15 protein-coding genes are annotated in these 15,709 nt (G+C 59.3%); 11 read left to right on the plus strand and 4 right to left on the minus strand.

Annotated elements, in window-relative coordinates:
* Window positions 1–16: 16 nt before the first annotated feature.
* Window positions 17–1,162: a mandelate racemase/muconate lactonizing enzyme family protein gene (locus HFO71_RS33725; RefSeq protein ID WP_168257743.1), complete on the minus strand. Its 1,146-nt coding sequence runs from the start codon at window positions 1,160–1,162 to the stop codon at window positions 17–19.
* A 160-nt stretch (window positions 1,163–1,322) separates the two neighbouring features.
* Between HFO71_RS33725 and HFO71_RS33730 the strand changes: the two genes are divergently transcribed.
* The 6 genes from HFO71_RS33730 (at window position 1,323) to HFO71_RS33755 (ending at window position 7,086) form a co-directional block, all read left to right on the plus strand.
* Entirely contained in the window at window positions 1,323–2,081 is a 759-nt protein-coding gene (locus HFO71_RS33730; protein ID WP_077979277.1) for a FadR/GntR family transcriptional regulator, read from the plus strand.
* Window positions 2,078–2,869: an SDR family NAD(P)-dependent oxidoreductase gene (locus HFO71_RS33735; RefSeq protein ID WP_077979177.1), complete on the plus strand. Its 792-nt coding sequence runs from the start codon at window positions 2,078–2,080 to the stop codon at window positions 2,867–2,869. The genes HFO71_RS33730 and HFO71_RS33735 overlap by 4 nt, the downstream gene beginning before the upstream one ends.
* Before the next feature lie 132 nt (window positions 2,870–3,001).
* Window positions 3,002–4,249, plus strand: coding sequence for an ABC transporter substrate-binding protein (locus HFO71_RS33740; RefSeq protein ID WP_221989026.1), 1,248 nt, complete (start codon window positions 3,002–3,004; stop codon window positions 4,247–4,249).
* Between the two features lie 11 nt (window positions 4,250–4,260).
* Window positions 4,261–5,184, plus strand: a complete 924-nt coding sequence (locus HFO71_RS33745) for a carbohydrate ABC transporter permease (protein WP_132613922.1) — start codon at window positions 4,261–4,263, stop codon at window positions 5,182–5,184.
* Complete coding sequence (locus tag HFO71_RS33750) at window positions 5,181–6,023, plus strand: carbohydrate ABC transporter permease (RefSeq protein WP_132613920.1); 843 nt, start codon at window positions 5,181–5,183, stop codon at window positions 6,021–6,023. Before HFO71_RS33745 ends, HFO71_RS33750 begins: the two co-directional genes overlap by 4 nt.
* A gap of 13 nt (window positions 6,024–6,036) precedes the next feature.
* Window positions 6,037–7,086, plus strand: coding sequence for an ABC transporter ATP-binding protein (locus HFO71_RS33755; protein WP_077979174.1), 1,050 nt, complete (start codon window positions 6,037–6,039; stop codon window positions 7,084–7,086).
* A 60-nt stretch (window positions 7,087–7,146) separates the two neighbouring features.
* On the opposite strand, the gene HFO71_RS33760 is transcribed toward HFO71_RS33755, so the two are convergent.
* Window positions 7,147–8,145, minus strand: a complete 999-nt coding sequence (locus HFO71_RS33760; protein WP_029872506.1) for an ABC transporter permease — start codon at window positions 8,143–8,145, stop codon at window positions 7,147–7,149.
* A 40-nt stretch (window positions 8,146–8,185) separates the two neighbouring features.
* Window positions 8,186–8,926, minus strand: a complete 741-nt coding sequence (locus HFO71_RS33765) for an ATP-binding cassette domain-containing protein (RefSeq protein WP_025395777.1) — start codon at window positions 8,924–8,926, stop codon at window positions 8,186–8,188.
* Window positions 8,927–9,185: 259 nt separating this feature from the next.
* Between HFO71_RS33765 and HFO71_RS33770 the strand changes: the two genes are divergently transcribed.
* From HFO71_RS33770 to HFO71_RS33790, 5 genes are all read left to right on the plus strand, one after another.
* On the plus strand, window positions 9,186–10,166 hold the full coding sequence (locus HFO71_RS33770) for an NAD-dependent epimerase/dehydratase family protein (protein WP_077979173.1): 981 nt from the start codon (window positions 9,186–9,188) through the stop codon (window positions 10,164–10,166).
* Between the two features lie 48 nt (window positions 10,167–10,214).
* Window positions 10,215–11,201: a substrate-binding domain-containing protein gene (locus HFO71_RS33775; protein WP_077979172.1), complete on the plus strand. Its 987-nt coding sequence runs from the start codon at window positions 10,215–10,217 to the stop codon at window positions 11,199–11,201.
* A gap of 193 nt (window positions 11,202–11,394) precedes the next feature.
* Window positions 11,395–12,177: a FadR/GntR family transcriptional regulator gene (locus HFO71_RS33780; protein WP_077979171.1), complete on the plus strand. Its 783-nt coding sequence runs from the start codon at window positions 11,395–11,397 to the stop codon at window positions 12,175–12,177.
* A 134-nt stretch (window positions 12,178–12,311) separates the two neighbouring features.
* Window positions 12,312–12,905: an ankyrin repeat domain-containing protein gene (locus HFO71_RS33785; RefSeq protein ID WP_131642816.1), complete on the plus strand. Its 594-nt coding sequence runs from the start codon at window positions 12,312–12,314 to the stop codon at window positions 12,903–12,905.
* Between the two features lie 13 nt (window positions 12,906–12,918).
* Window positions 12,919–13,419 carry a YHS domain-containing (seleno)protein gene (locus HFO71_RS33790; protein ID WP_131642815.1) on the plus strand — a complete coding sequence of 167 codons (501 nt, stop codon included), beginning with the start codon at window positions 12,919–12,921 and terminating at the stop codon, window positions 13,417–13,419.
* A gap of 14 nt (window positions 13,420–13,433) precedes the next feature.
* On the opposite strand, the gene HFO71_RS33795 is transcribed toward HFO71_RS33790, so the two are convergent.
* Complete coding sequence (locus tag HFO71_RS33795; RefSeq protein ID WP_077979168.1) at window positions 13,434–15,605, minus strand: adenylate/guanylate cyclase domain-containing protein; 2,172 nt, start codon at window positions 15,603–15,605, stop codon at window positions 13,434–13,436.
* Window positions 15,606–15,709 lie beyond the last annotated feature (104 nt).

Raw genomic sequence — 15,709 nt, forward strand, 5'->3', positions numbered from 1 at the left:
CATTATGGCGTTGACCTCACTGTACGCGGAGCCGTTTGACGGCGTCCCAATCGATTTCGATGCCGAGACCCGGCCGTGTCGGCACGTCGAGCCTGCCGTTCTTCTGGCGCAGGCAGCCGGGCGCCAGATTGGCCAGGTCGCGCTTGAAGGGGCTAAGATCGCATTCGCATTCCATCACCCGGAAATTCGGAAGGGCGGCCGCAAGATGCGTGCTGGCCGTCTCGCAGATAATGCCGGACATCCCGATATGCGGGGCGTAGCCCACATCGTGCAGGGCGGCATAGTCTGCCATGCGACGTGTTTCGGATATGCCGCCGGCACGGGCGACATCCGGCTGCAGGATTGAAAGGGTGCGGTTGGCGACGAGACGCTGCGCCTGATCGGCGGTAAAGTTGCTCTCTCCGGCTGCGAGCGGCACGTCGCAGCGTTTGCGAAGTTCTTCGTAGCCTTGCTCGTTTTCCGGCGCCAGCGGCTCCTCGAACCAGAAGTAGTCGTTGGCCGAAAGTGCCCCGCCGACTTCGATCGCTTGGTCCAGATCATAGGCCCAGTTGGCGTCGACACAGAGTTCGATATCGTCGCCGGCGCGTTTGCGCAGCCGTTCGATGCGCCGGCAGGCTTCCCGGACGGGATTGGCCATCTTGACTTTGATGCGCGAGAATCCCTCGCCGATATAGCGCTCCAGTTCCCGATCCGCCTCAGCATCGTCGACCCAGTTTACGGCGGCGGCATAGACCTCGATCGTTTTCCGGCCGATGCCGCCAAGCAGCTTGGCGATCGGCATGCCCGCGGCCTTGCCCATGATGTCCCACAGCGCAATGTCGACGCCAGCGATCGCCTCGATCAGCATGCCGCCGGCGCGGCCTGACAGCGAGCGCCGCATGGATTGCCAGAGCGCGCCGATGTTGCGTGCGTCCTGTCCGATCAGCCGTGGCTTTAACGAGGTTTCGATAAGCTCCACATAGGCCTTGGGCGAAAACCGGGCCAGAACCTCACCGACGCCGACGATGCCGGCATCGGTGCGCACCTCGACGAGGACCATCGAGACCTTGTGATAGGTGCCCCAGGACGTGACGGTCGGTTTGGGCAGCATCTGGCTGAGCGGATGGGCGATGACATCTGAAATAATGATCGCCGGTCCGGTCGAAGGTTGCACAGAATCCATCGGCTCTTTCGTTCCCAATGTTTTGCTCGTTGCTCTTGGTTTTGCTCGCTGCTTTGGGGCGTGTCTGTTATTCCTAGCTAGATGTTGGTGACTTGGCAACTGATAAACCTAGTTGCTAAGTTGGAAACTGCGTGTTAGCTTTGTGAATATGAGGATCGAGATGAGTGAAATTCCCGAAAGGAAACCCGTTTTCACCGCCAAGCCGCCCAACCCTTCGCGGTTGGCGGATGGGGTTTCCGATGCGATTGCCGCCGCGCTCTTTGATGGGCGCATCTCGCCTGGCGAGCCGTTGCCGCCCGAAGGGGAGATCGCCAGGGAGTTCGGCGTCTCGAAGCCTATCGCCCGCGAGGCGCTTCGCCAGCTGACGGCAGCCGGGCTGATCTTCACCCAACAAGGCAAGGTTGCCCGGGCCAAGGCGCTGAGCGGCGAATCGATGGACAAAATCTACGGCTACGCGGTCCGCTCCAGTCTCAAGCGGCTGCGCGAAGCCAATGAAATGCGCCGCGTCGTCGAGACGGGAATTGCCCGACTCGCCGCCGAACGTCGCGATCCGGAAGGTCTGGATATTATGCGGCAGGGCCTGGCGGGCATGCTGGCTTCCGTCCAGGAGCCCTCCGGCTTTACCGCCGCCGACATCCTGTTTCACCTCGGCCTCGCCGTGACGACGGGTAATTACATGATCCGCGTGCACATGGAGAGCATGCGTTCCGTGCAGCGCGAGGTGTCGGAATTGTTTTCACGTCGCGCCAATCGCAGCGACGCTGACTGGCGGGCAACGATTGGCCGGCATCAGGCAATCTACGACGCAATTGCAGTTGGTGATGCCGACCTCGCCGAGCAAAAAATCCGGGAGCATTTCGAAGCTGCCGACATTGCCTCGCTCGAGGTGGCCGACAAGTTGAAAGATGCCGAGCGATGAGCGCCGCGCGCTTTTCACTGAAAGGCCGACGCGTGCTGGTAACCGGTGCCAGTTCCGGCATCGGCCGGGCTGTTGCGCTTGGCCTTGCGGAGCATGGAGCGGAACTGATCCTGCATCATTTCGGTAATGAGACGGGCGCGCGTGAGGTGGCCCGGGCGACCGGCGGCACAGCGCCGGTACTGGAAGCAGACTTCACCGACGGGCGTGCGACGCAGGCTTTTGCCGATGAGGTGCTCAAAACACACGGCCCGATCGATATCCTCATTGCCAATGCCGCCATCGAACATCGGCGGCCCTGGCAGGAGTTGGATGAGGCGCATGTCAACGCCCATGTGGCATCGAATTTCTCGGCGCTGCTGACGCTGACGGCAAAGCTGGTTCCGCCGATGGCCGAGCGGGGCTGGGGCAGGGTCGTCGCCACAGGCAGTATCATGGCGGTGCGGCCGCGGGCGGAAACGGTTGTTTATGCGTCGCTCAAGGCGGCGCAGTTGACTGCGATCAGGTCGATTGCGCGCGAAACCGGCCATCGCGGAGTCACGCTGAATGTGGTTTCGCCGGGTGCGATCGAGATCGAAGCCAGTGCCGCGCGCTACGGCGACCCGGCGTTCCGCAAAGCGGTTGCCGCCAAGATCCCTGTGGGCAGGCCGGGCCAGCCGCAGGACCTGGTTGGGGCGTTTGTTTTTTTGTGCAGCGATGCTGCCAGCTACATTACGGGTGCAAATATCCCGGTCGACGGAGGATGGTCGATCGGAGACGCGCCCGGGAGCCTTCCGCACGCCGCCGGGTGAGCGGCGTGTGGCAAGGTTTTCGAGATCACGCGGCGGCACCACCCGCCGCAGCTTGCAGCCAAACGCCGGACGAATGCCGTTTGCATTCATTCGGTGAAGGCTGATCGCCGACGACTAAAAAGGGAGGAAACCATGAAGGCCGCAATAGCAGGTATCGCAGCATCCGCGTTGACATTGTGCATATCGACGTCCGCCGTCTTCGCGACGGATCTCCGCATGACGGTCTGGACCGGGAGCGAGGCTCATCTGAAGATGCTGAATGGCATTGCGGAGAGCTTCAAAGCCACGCATCCCGACGTGAACGTGAAGTTCGAGACCGTGCCGGTCAGCGACTACACCCAGAAACTGACCTTCCAGATCGCCGGCGGCAATGCTCCCGACATAGCCTGGATGATGGAGGATGCCGCTCCGGCTTTCGAAAACGCCAATCTTCTGATGGATATCGGCCCGACGCTCAAGGCGGCGGAAGGCTATGATTTCGACGATTTTTCGAAGCCGGCCATGGGCCTCTGGCAGAAGGATGAAACGGTCTACGGCATTCCGTTCTCCACCTCGCCTTTCATGATCTACTACAACAAGGACATGTTCGACAAAGCCGGGCTCGAAGATCCGCTGACGCTCGCCGCCAAGGGCGAATGGAACATGGACATGTTCCAGGAAGTCTCCAAGAAGCTCGCGGCAGCCAATCCCGGCAAATGGGGCTTCGAGTTCAAGGATGGCGAAGGCTATGCCTCTCGCATGACCCACGCCCTTCTGCCGCCAATCCGCGCCTATGGCGGCGACATCTGGTCGAACAAGGAATGCGGCTTCGACAAGCCAGAAGCCGTCAAGGCGGTCAAGCAGCTGCATGACATGGTCTTCAAGGACAAGTCCATCGTTCCGCCGGGCGAACAGGGTGATTACTTCTCCGGCAATTCGGCGATGACGGTCAACCAGATTTCCCGTGCTTCGAAGATGGCGGAAGCCGGCTTCAAGTGGGGCATCGCACCGTTGCCCACCGGCCCAGGTGGTGAGTCACCCGTTATTGGCCAGGCCGGTCTTGTTGTGTTCGCCCAAGGCAAGAATACCGAAATCGCCGCAGAATTCGTGGCGCATATGACCAATAAGGAGAACGTCGCCACCATGGCGCAGTTCTTCCCGCCGGCCCGCAAGAGCGTTCTGCAGGCCGATGCATTCATCAACGGCAACAAGCTCGTGCCGCCCGAGATGATGAAGAATGTGGCTGCCGCGATAGAAAAGGGCCGGGTGGTCTCGGCTAACGAAAAAGCGCCCCAGATCCTTGCCGCCATGGCGCCTCGCGTCGATGCCCTGTGGAAGCCGGATGCCGATGTCGATGCCGCCATCAAGGGCATCTGCGCGGCAATCCAGCCGCTGCTTTGATCAGAACGAAGATGGCCGATACCGTTCATAACTCCATTCGAACCGGCCAAAAGACCTGGCTGACGTTGAAGATGAGAGAGATGATGGAGGCGTGGCTGTTTGTCAGCCCCACCTTCATCGGCTTCCTCATCTTCTTCCTCGGTCCGCTCTGTGCAGTGGTCTATTATTCAATGACCGAATGGAACCTGCTCAGCCAGCAGGCCACCTTCGTAGGCCTTGCCAATTTTCAGAATGCGCTCCTCGAAAACCCTGACTTTTGGCTTGTGGTACGCAATTCGGTTATTTTCGCGATCGGTCTCGTGCCGCTCAACATGGCGCTCGCGCTCGCCTTGGCGCTCGCCCTTTCCCGGCCGTTCTTCGGGGTCGTGTTCTTTCGCACGGTGTTTTTCGCTCCCGTCATCACCTCGGCTATCGCCTGGGCGATCGTCTGGAAATTTCTGCTGCAGGGAGAAGGTGGTTTCATCAACCAGGTACTGGCGCTGGTCGGGATCACTGGTCCAAACTGGCTGCGTGAACCGAACTGGGCCATGGCGGCGGTCATCGTCACCCGCGTCATCAAGATGGTCGGCCTCAACATGATCCTCTACATTGCGGCGCTGCAGGCGATCCCGCGGGACTATGAAGAGGCAGCGCGCCTGGAAGGCGCCTCGCGCCGGCAGATCTTCAGCATGATCACCTGGCCGTTGCTGGCGCCGACCACGCTCGTCATCATGGTCATCACGACGATCGGTTCTTTCAAGGTCTTCGATCATATATATCAGATGACCGGTGGCGGCCCGGAAAACGGCACGCTGGTGCTTGCCTTCTACATCTACCAGCAGGGCTTCAAGTTCTTCAATGTCGGCTATGCCTCGGCGCTCGCGATGATCATGTTCGTGATGATCATGGCGCTGACCCTGGTACAGGTGATGCTGCGGAGAAAGGGATCGGAATGACCCAGCGCCAAATCCAGATCCTCTACCGCACCTGCTGGACGATCGCGCTCCTGATCGCCGCCATACCTTTTGTTTTCCCATTCGTTTGGATGGTGTCTGCCGGCTTCAAGAGCGTGACCGAGATATTCGGTGCGCCGACGCTTATTCCCCGCGTCTGGCGCTGGCAGAATTTCGTCGAAGTGTTCACCTACCAGCCGTTCGCGCGGCAGTATTTCAACTCGCTTTACATCGCGATCGTGGTGACGGCGCTCACCCTCGCCATCTCGTCCCTGGCCGGCTATGCGCTGGCGCGCATGCGGTTTGCCGGTGCCGGGCTGCTGATGCTTTTTCTGATCTCGGCGCTCATGGTGCCGGAGGAAGTGACGATCATTCCGAACTTCTTCCTGATGCGTTGGCTGGGCCTGGTGGATACTCACTGGCCGCTGATCCTGCTGCCCACCTTCGGCCCTCATGGGGTGATGGCAACGTTCCTGATGCGCCAGTATTTCTTGGCCCTGCCCAAGGAACTGGAAGAAGCCGGCAAGATGGACGGCCTCTCACGCTTCGGCGTTTGGTGGAAGATTGCGCTGCCGATGGCGCGTCCGGCCCTGGCTGCGGTTTCCATCATCACCTTTCTGTTCTCGTGGAACCTGTTCCTGGAGCCGCTGATCTTTCTGAGCTCGCTCGACATGTTCACGCTGCCTTTGGCCTTGTCGAACTTCAACGACAGCTACGGCTTGCCGTTGTGGAACCTCCAGCTTGCCGCTACCAGCCTTGCCGTGGTGCCGATCCTGATCGTCTATCTGATCGCCCAGCGGCAGATCATCGAAAGTTTTGCGCTATCAGGCGTGAAGGGATGAGGATTTTTCGTTCATGAGCAGTGTATCGCTTAAAGGCATCGAAAAACGCTTCGGCGCCGTCGAGGTCATCCGCGGCGTCGATCTCAGGATCGATCCGGGCGAGTTCGTCGTATTCGTCGGTCCGTCAGGCTGCGGCAAGTCCACCTTGCTGCGGCTGATTTCGGGACTGGAATATCTCAGCGGCGGTGAACTTGCGATTGGCGGCCGGGTGGTCAACGAAGTGCCGGCTTCGAAACGCGGTGTTGCCATGGTCTTCCAATCCTATGCCCTCTATCCACATCTGACCGTCCGGGACAATATGGGTTTCGGGCTGAAGGTTCGCAAAGTTCCGGCACAGGAGCGTCAGAAGCGTGTCGATGAAGCAAGCGCCACGCTGAAGCTCGAAGCATTGCTCGATCGCTACCCCCGTGAGCTTTCCGGCGGTCAGCGGCAGCGCGTCGCGATCGGCCGGGCCATCGTCGGAAATCCTGATGTCTTCCTGTTCGACGAACCGCTGTCGAACCTCGATGCAGAGTTGCGCGTGCACATGCGCTCTGAAATCGCCGCACTACACAAGCGGCTCTCCACGACGATGATCTATGTAACGCACGACCAAATCGAAGCGATGACGCTCGCCGACAAGATCGTCGTTCTGCGCGACGGCCGTGTCGAGCAGGTCGGTTCCCCCCGGGAATTATATGAGCGGCCGGCAAATATCTTCGTGGCGCAATTCATCGGAAGCCCAAAAATGAACCTGCTCCCGGCAGATATCGCGCCTTTGCTGACAGGTGCAAGGGCAGCGGATACCACGGCCGAGACCATCGGGATAAGGCCGGAACATCTGACGGTCGTGGAACCTCGAGACGGGACGCTGCGCGGAACCGTCGGGCTTTGTGAATATACCGGGGCGGTAACACTGCTTCACGTCAAGCTGCCGGACGGGCATGATTGCCTCGTCCTGCACGACGGTGGTGATATGAAGGCGGGAAACCAACTAGGGCTCACCGCCGATGTCTCGAAGGTGCACTTTTTCAATGGCAACGGGCAGACAATAAAGCGGACTGAACAAGGCTGGACTGCTTGAACGTATGGCAGCTCCTGGCGCGGGCGCGAGCCGCAGAAATCTCTGAAGAGCGGGGTTCGTCTACTCGCCCTGTCGCAAGTTGCGAAGTCGGTCGAAAAGGACGGCGAGCACGATTGCGCCACCGATAAAGCAACCCTGCCAGAACGCGTTGATACCGAGCAAACCAAGACTGTTACGGATGACCTCGATGAGTGCGGCGCCGACCAAGGCTCCAAAGGCGGTGCCGACGCCGCCCGCCAGATTGGCGCCGCCGATAACCGCGGCGGCAATGACCTGAAGTTCCATCCCGGCGCCGATGTTTGTGGTGACGGCGCCGAGCCAGCCGGTCTGAATGATGCCGGCAACCCCCGCCGACAGGGCAGAAATCATATAGACGATGACCTTGATCCTCGGCACCGGAACGCCTGTCAGTGTCGCGGCGTGCTCATTGCCGCCGATGGCAAATACATAGCGGCCGAACTTGGTCCAGCGCAGCACGAAACCGGTAATGAGTGCCAGCACGACCATGTAAAGCACTGGATTGGCGATGCCGAAAAACCAGGCGCCGCCACCGAGAGCCAATAGTTTGTCGTGATCAGGTCCGAATTCAAAAACCACAGTGTTGTTGGATGCAACCATCGCAAGGCTGCGCGCAATCGACAGCATGCCGAGCGTGACGACGAAAGGCGGGAAGCCGAGATAGGCAATCAAGACGCCGTTGAAAGCTCCGACCAGAAGAGCCGTACCGATCGAGGCGGCGATGCCGACTTCAATACTATAGCCCGCGTGCATAACCACAGCCAGCACCATGCTGCACAGACAAAGTACGGAGCCAACGGACAAATCGATGCCGCCGGTGATGATGACCAGCGTCATGCCCAGCGCGATAATGGCGACGAAGGTGACGTTGCGGGTGATGTTGTAGATGTTCTTCGCCGTCGCAAAGGAGTCCGTTGCCATCGACAGAAAAATGCAGGCTAGAATGACTGCAATCAGCACCCAGAATGTCTGGCCGCTCATGATCGTTGCAAGCCAGCTCCGTTGCTTCTGTCCGATCGTTTGGTCAAGTGTAATCGCCATCGTCGACCTTCTTCCTTCTTGTTGCAACGGATAGCATCGATCACACCTGTTCGATGGCGCCGGTAATCAGTCCCGTCACTTCCTCCGGCGAACTTGCCGCAATCTGCTTGTCGGCTACCTTTCTGCCTCGCCGCATCACGATCACACGGTCGGCGACCGAGAAGACGTCGGGCATGCGGTGGCTGATCAGGACAACGACAATGCCCTGATCCCGCAATTGGCGGATCAGATTCAGAACCTCAGCCACCTGGCGCACGGAAATGGCTGCGGTCGGCTCGTCCATCAATACGATTTTCGCTTCCGACAGCATCGTGCGGCCGATCGCGACCGCTTGGCGCTGGCCACCTGACATTTGCTTGACGAGATCGCGCGCCCGCGTCTCGGATTTGAGCTCGCGAAATATCTCGCCGGCGCGCTTGTACATGGCCTTGTGGTCGAGGATGCGAAGAGGCCATACGCCGCGGCGCAATTCCCGACCGAGGAACACGTTCGCTGCCGCCGTCAGATTGTTGCAGAGCGCCAAATCCTGGTGAACGATCTCGATGCCATGCTGGCGTGCTTCCTTCGGCCGATGAAGCACGAGATCGGCGCCGTCGAGCCGCATGGTTCCATGGCTCGGCCGAAAGTTGCCGGCGATCATCTTCACCAATGTGGACTTGCCAGCGCCGTTATCGCCCATCAGGCCGACAACCTGCCCGGCTTCGAGCGAAAACGAAACATCGTTGACTGCCTGGATGGCACCGAAATGTTTGGAAATATTGCTGAGCTCAAGAACCGCCACCAGCCTCCTCGCCTCCCAAAACCTGCGGGCTATCCATCGCACCGAACCCTGCATGTCTTCGATGCAAGGCTCCGGCGAATTCGCTTTTCCAATACCCTCCCAGGAAAAGCGATTGGGAGCATTTACGCAAAACCCTGCGACAGCGTCAACTCATTGTCCCGGCCATTGACCTTATTGTCGCAAAAATCTGTTTTGTCAGACAAATATCATTTGACGAAAGTGGCGCCCGGATATTAGCTATCAATGGGGGAGAAAAAGCATGCTGATCCTTGTGACCGGTGCGACGGGCAAGGTCGGGCGGCGCTTCATTGCTGGGCTGCTTGACGATCCGAGATTTTCCAAAGCCCGTATTCGTGCGCTTTGTCATAATCGTTTGTACGAGGCGACCGACCGTGTCGATGTCTTCCAAGGCTCGATCGCCGATCGCGATGTCGTGGCAAAGGCGCTGGATGATGTTACCCATGTCGTGCATCTCGCCACATGCAAGGAAACGCCTGAAGACATCATGGATGTCACGGTCAAAGGTCTCTTTTGGCTGCTCGAGGAGTTCCGTACGAGCGTCACCGCACGCCAGTTCATCCTGATCGGTGGTGATGCGGGTGTGGGACATTTCCACTATCGCCACGACGGCCCGATCACCGAGAACGCCCGCCATTGTGCCTATCCGGGAAGCTATGCGCTCTCCAAAGTCCTGGAAGAGGTCATGCTGGAGCAGTTTGGCATTCAGTATGGCCTCAATGGCTGTTGTCTGCGCGCGCCCTGGATCATGGAAAAGGACGATTTCAAGTATTCGCTGTCTTTTGGAGACGACGTCTTTGGCGGTCCGGACTGGAAGACGCTCGTTCCGGAAGACGCGGCGCGGCGTTATGCGGCGATGGGTACGGTGCCGCTGCTGCTCGATGCTGACGGTCGTCCGCTGAAACGCAACTTCGTTCATGTCGACGACCTTGTTTCGGCAATACTGGCAGCGATCGACAACCCGCGGGCGGAGCGGCAGCTCTTCAATATCTGCATGGATCGCCCCGTCGACTATGCTGAAGTCGCCGCCTATCTCTTGCGCACGCGCAATCTCGGCTCTGTCGACATACCGAGCCGCTTCCATTCCAATTGGATGGACAACAGCAAGGCCAAATACCTGCTGGATTGGCAGCCAAACTACGATCTCGAAATGCTTATCAACTCGGCCTGGCAATACGAGCGTTCAAAGGAGGAGCCTCGCATCGTCTGGTATCCGGGTTGATTTGGTGTGGCGGGCACGCGGTGTCCGTCTGTTTCAAGGGAGGAAACTATGAGGAAGGCATTACTACTTACAGCCGCAGTTTTAGCACTGACCGCCGGGCAGGCCTTGGCCAAGAAGCAACTCGTCATCGTCGTCAAGGGCCTCGACAATCCGTTCTTCGAAGCAATCAATCAAGGTTGCCAGAAATGGAACAAGGAGAACCCCACTTCGGAATACGAATGCTTCTACACCGGTCCGGCATCGACATCCGATGAAGCCGGCGAAGCGCAGATCGTTCAGGATATGTTGGGCAAGGCAGACACGGCGGCAATCGCAATCTCGCCGTCAAATGCAAAGCTCATTGCCCAGACCCTGAAGACCGCCAATCCGACGGTTCCGGTGATGACGCTTGATGCCGATCTTGCCGCCGAGGACGCAGCCTTGCGCAAGACCTATCTCGGCACCGACAACTATCTGATGGGCGCACGCATCGGCGAATACATCAAGAAGGGCAAGCCGAAGGGCGGCAAGATCTGCACGATCGAAGGCAATCCGGGAGCAGACAATATTCTACGCCGCGCACAAGGGATGCGCGACACACTTACTGGCCAGAAAGGCTTGACCGAGCTGAAAGGCGAGGGTGGCTGGACCGAGGTCGCCGGTTGCCCGGTGTTCACCAATGACGACGGTGCCAAGGGCGTTCAGGCAATGACCGATATCCTCGCGGCCAATCCCGACTTGGACGCATTCGGCATTATGGGTGGCTGGCCATTGTTCGGCGCACCGCAACCCTATCGCGACCTGTTCAAGCCGCTGGCCGACAAGATCGCCAGCAACGATTTCGTCATTGGTGCCGCCGACACGATCGGCGACGAGGTCGCCATTGCGAAGGAAGGGCTGGTGACAGCGCTCGTCGGCCAACGGCCGTTCGAGATGGGCTACAAGGCACCGTCGGTGATGATGGATCTGATTGCCGGCAAGCCGGTTGAAGATCCGGTCTTCACCGGGCTCGATGAGTGCACGAAGGATACAGTCGACACCTGCATTCAAAAGTAGGTTCACGGTTGGCGCACCCGGTTCAAAGGGTGCGCCATCTGTCGTTACGAGACGGATCGAGAGATCCGCTGGGCTTGACGCGCCCTGAATTCCACGCTTTGTGCTGGCGTCAATCGCAGGCGACTTCCTCGTTATTACGATTGTTTTGATCACACGTGCAGACAGTCGAAGAATGCTGAGGCAGTAGAAATAAATGCCTGACAAAAAATCGGGAAAGCCAACGGCTGCGCTCGAGGTGGTGATGGTTGACCGCTCGGCCACCACAAGGCGCCCAAATTCTCCCCGCATGACTGGGGCGAGTGTTCATGTGTCCTTGGCAGGCGAGATCGGTCTGCGAATCGTGCGCGGCGACTATCCGCCGGGCACGATCCTGCCAAATGAAGCAAAATGGTCGGAAGTCTTTGAAGTCAGCCGATCGGCGGTGCGCGAAGCGATCAAGATGTTGATGGCCAAGGGCCTGCTTTCTTCCCGCCCGAAAATCGGCAGCTGGGTCGAACCCAAGGAACGTTGGAACCTGCTGGATCGAGATGTCTTGGGCTGGTATGCGGCATCTCCTGATCGCGAATCCTTTCTGAGGGCCGTGCAAGAACTCAGGCATATGATCGAGCCGGAAGCGACTGCGCTTGCTGCGGAGCGCCGAACTGACGAGCAAATGACCGCGATCAGCCAGGCCTTGCATGACATGGATCAGGCGACATCGCTCCAGCAGCGAACAGAATCCGATACGCGATTTCACATCGCGATCTTGCGCGCCTCCGGAAATGATCTGCTGGTGCCGCTCGGCGTCTTGATCGAATCGGCGCTAAACCACCTCTTCGCCCATGTGACGCGGGAGGAAGACAATTTGCGATATGCGCTGAAACTTCATGAAAATATTGAGAAAAACATTCGACTGCAGCGGCCGAACATGGCGCGCAACGCAGTCCGCAAGGCGTTGGCAAATACCGACGACATCATCGCACGGTGGTCACGATAGATTTTTTGCATCGTGTCCGACCGGCGCGTTGCCGATAGCTTGATGCAGGGGAATTCAACCTCCTACAGTCCTCGATGCCTACCCAAAACCCGCGGCTTGTGCTACTTTCCTTGGCAACCTTCGGGGGCTGAGCCATGCGTGGGCTGCTTGCATCGGTGGCGTTGATTTTCACAGCGACGGTGGCCGCTGCGGAGAGCCCTTTGTTCGATGCCGTTGCCACTGGGAACACCGCCGTCGTCGAGCAGGTTCTGGCTACCGGTGCCGATGTCGACAGCCGGGCACGCGATCAGGCAACACCTCTTATCAACGCTGCGCTCGGAGCCCAGCTTGCCATAGCCGAATTGCTGATCGGCAAAGGGGCCGACGTCATGGCTCGGAACTCGGGCGGCTTTACGCCGCTTCATGCCGCGGCCTTTTCCGGCAGCGTGCCGATCAGCAAACTGCTTCTCCACCATGGCGCGACGCTCGACGATGCGGCCAATAAAGCAGGTGTGACACCGCTGATGGTCGCCGGTGAGGAAAACCACGTCGCTCTCGCCACGTTTCTTCTCGCTGAGGGGGCTGACGTCGGTCATGCGGAGGTTCACGGCTACACGCCAATTACGCGAGCAATCTGGAAGGGCAACTCGGACATCGTGCGGCTTTTCAAGCGGCATGGTGCGCCTTGCCCTCCGGCCAGCCGCATCGGCGAAAAAGAATACGCGAAGTGCATGGAAATCCATGATTGAATAGGAGGCACAGATGTATGCGGGGACCAGAAGCGGTGTGCGAGGAATTGCTATGGCGGTGTTCCTTCTGGCTTTGGCAGCTGTCGGTGGATCGCGGGCTTTTGCCGACGACGCGGTAAACACGGGCTACTTCGGCGGCGTGGCGATCATGGGATACGACCCCGTAGCCTATTTCACCGAAGGCAAAGCGGTGAAAGGCTCCGAGGAATTCTCCCACGAATGGCTGGGGACGCCGTGGCTTTTTGCCAATGCCAAACACCGTGAAATGTTCATCAGCGAGCCGATCAAATATGCGCCTCAATATGGCGGCTACTGCGCGGGCGAGGTGGCTCTCGGATCGGTGACGATCAACGTCGATCCGGAAGCATTCAAGATCATCGAGGGCAAGCTTTACCTGATCTACGACAAGGGATCGGCAGAAGGGTTTGCCGCTCATGTGGCCGAAGCAGCGCCGAAAGCCGATAGAAACTGGCCGAAGGTCGCAGCCGATCTCGAACGGGATCAGTATCACTGACCGGTGGAGCGCGGCTATTTGACTGGCGAAAAATAGAAGACCTTCGTGGAGTTCACGTAAGCATAGCTGGTTTCAGCGGGCGAGTTTGCAGGTCTGTAGATCGGGCCGCAATCGGCTCGTCCAAATGCGTTTTCACTCTGCTCGCAAAGCATGTCGCCATTGACGAAAACCGTTCCGGTGACCATCTGCGTCGTCGAGCGGAAGGCCGCCTTGCCGTCGCGTTCGATTTGCATGAGTGCAGCGCTTCCTGAGGGCTCGGTCTTGCCCCGGAGGAGTTTGCCCATGACGATACTTGCGATTTCTTCACCGTGCAGGCGTTCGTGCTCGTTGCCCTTGAAACCGAACGGCCACTCCGGCAGGCCGGCCTCGCGCAGAGCATCGAGGATAAACGCCAAATCCTGCTCGTTGCGGAAATGGGCATTGCTGAGACGCCAGTCCGCCAGAGAATCGCGCCCAGCCAGTAAGCGGAGTCCTTCGGCGACAGTCGCACGGGCGTCGTCGAGGCGACCGGCACGGACATAGGCCATAGCGAGTGGGGTAACGAAATCGCCATTTCCCGGAGAACCATCGCGCGCGCGTTCGAAGCTGTCGATGGCCTTCGTGTAGTCGCGCTGCAAATAAAATACCAGGCCAGCAGTATATCGGTTGATGGCGGAGAGGTTCGGATCGTGCCTGAGCGCCGTGTCCACGGCCGCGCCGGCCTCGGCATGATTGCCGGAGAACAATTGAACGTATGCCAACGCCATATGAGCTTCGGCATCGGCAGACCCGAGCGAAACTGCCTGCTGCGCCGAGGTGACCGCCTGCTCGTAGCGGCGGTCCACGACTTGCATGACGGCAAGAACGGCGTATGGCGATGAAAGAGCCGAGTCGAGCGCCAGCGCGCGACTTGCCTTCTCGTAGGCCCTTTTCCGCGCCAGCGCGCTCTGGAGAACGTCGTCGTACGCGCTTCGCCAGACATAGGCGGTCGCGTGCGCGTCGGCCGCGAAGGCCTCTGCAAAACTGGGGTCGAGCGCCTCCGCCTTGTCAAAGAGCGCCAGTGCCTCGAGCAGCCGAGAACGGCGGCCGGTACGCGTCGCCTGCTCGGCACGAAGGTAGTAGTCGTATGCCTCGAGATTGGCGGTCGGCGGATGGGTAATCCGTTCCGTCTCAGATTGAGTGAGTTTCAGGCCGAGCGCTTCGGCGATCTGCCGACTGAGCTCATCCTGCACAGCCATGACATCCGCCGCGGCGCGGTTAAATCTGTTGGCCCACAGGTGGTCGCCGCTTGCGGCATCGCTCAATTGCGCATTGACGCGGATCTGATCGCCTATCCGTTGCACGCTGCCCGCAACGACAAAACGCACGCCGAGATCGCGTCCGATGTCGGCCAAAATGAGAGGCTTGCCTTTGTACGCAAACACCGAATTACGGCCGATGACGTCAAGGTCCGAAAGCATGGTCAGATCGGCAATCAGGCTGTCGGTAATGCCATCCGTGAAATAATCCTGGCCGGCGTCGCTGCTCAAATTGGCGAAGGGAAGCACCGCTACCGATGGACGTTGGGGCACAAACGGCCATTGCCATGCGAAGACAATCGCAGCGGCCGCAATCAACAGCGCTGCAAGTGTGGCCACGATGATCGCCCGGCGGCGCGGCCGACGGTAGGCGACGACCTTGCCTGCCTCGGAGGGGTCTAACAGAACACGATAGACGCGAACCGGATCGGCTATGTTCTTCAGTTGCTGCTCACCGAGAGAGGAAAAACCGACCTCAGCCCTGTGTACCGTGTGATCGAAAGCGGTGCCGGATATGCAAATCCCGCCGGGTTGGGCAAGGCTCTCCAGCCGCGCCGCTATGTTGACGCCGTCTCCATGAATGTCCTCTCCTTCGACGATGACATCGCCGAGATTGACGCCGATGCGGAAAAACATCCGCTGCTCGGGCCGCAGCGCCGCATTGCGTTCAGCCTTCTGTTGCTGGATTTTGACGGCGCATCGCAAGGCATCCACCACGCTATGGAACTCAACGAGGATCCCGTCACCCATCGTCTTGATCAGGCGGCCGTGATGCGTGGCGATCTTCGGTTCGAAGAGTTCGTGAAGGTCGGTGTGGAAGCGGATACGCGTTCCCTCTTCGTCGATCTCGCTCAGGCGGCTGTAACCGACCACATCCGCAATCAGGACTGCTGCAAGGCGGCGCTCCATACCAGCTCTTTCCGGGTGTCCGATCCCTTGCCGTTATCTTACAGCAGGTGCCGTGCCGTTGCTATCAGAGTCGCCCGAACTGGCATCACGTTCGCCGGCCAAAT

This window comes from Rhizobium laguerreae (assembly GCF_019778565.1).
Classification (GTDB): Bacteria; Pseudomonadota; Alphaproteobacteria; order Rhizobiales; family Rhizobiaceae; genus Rhizobium; species Rhizobium laguerreae.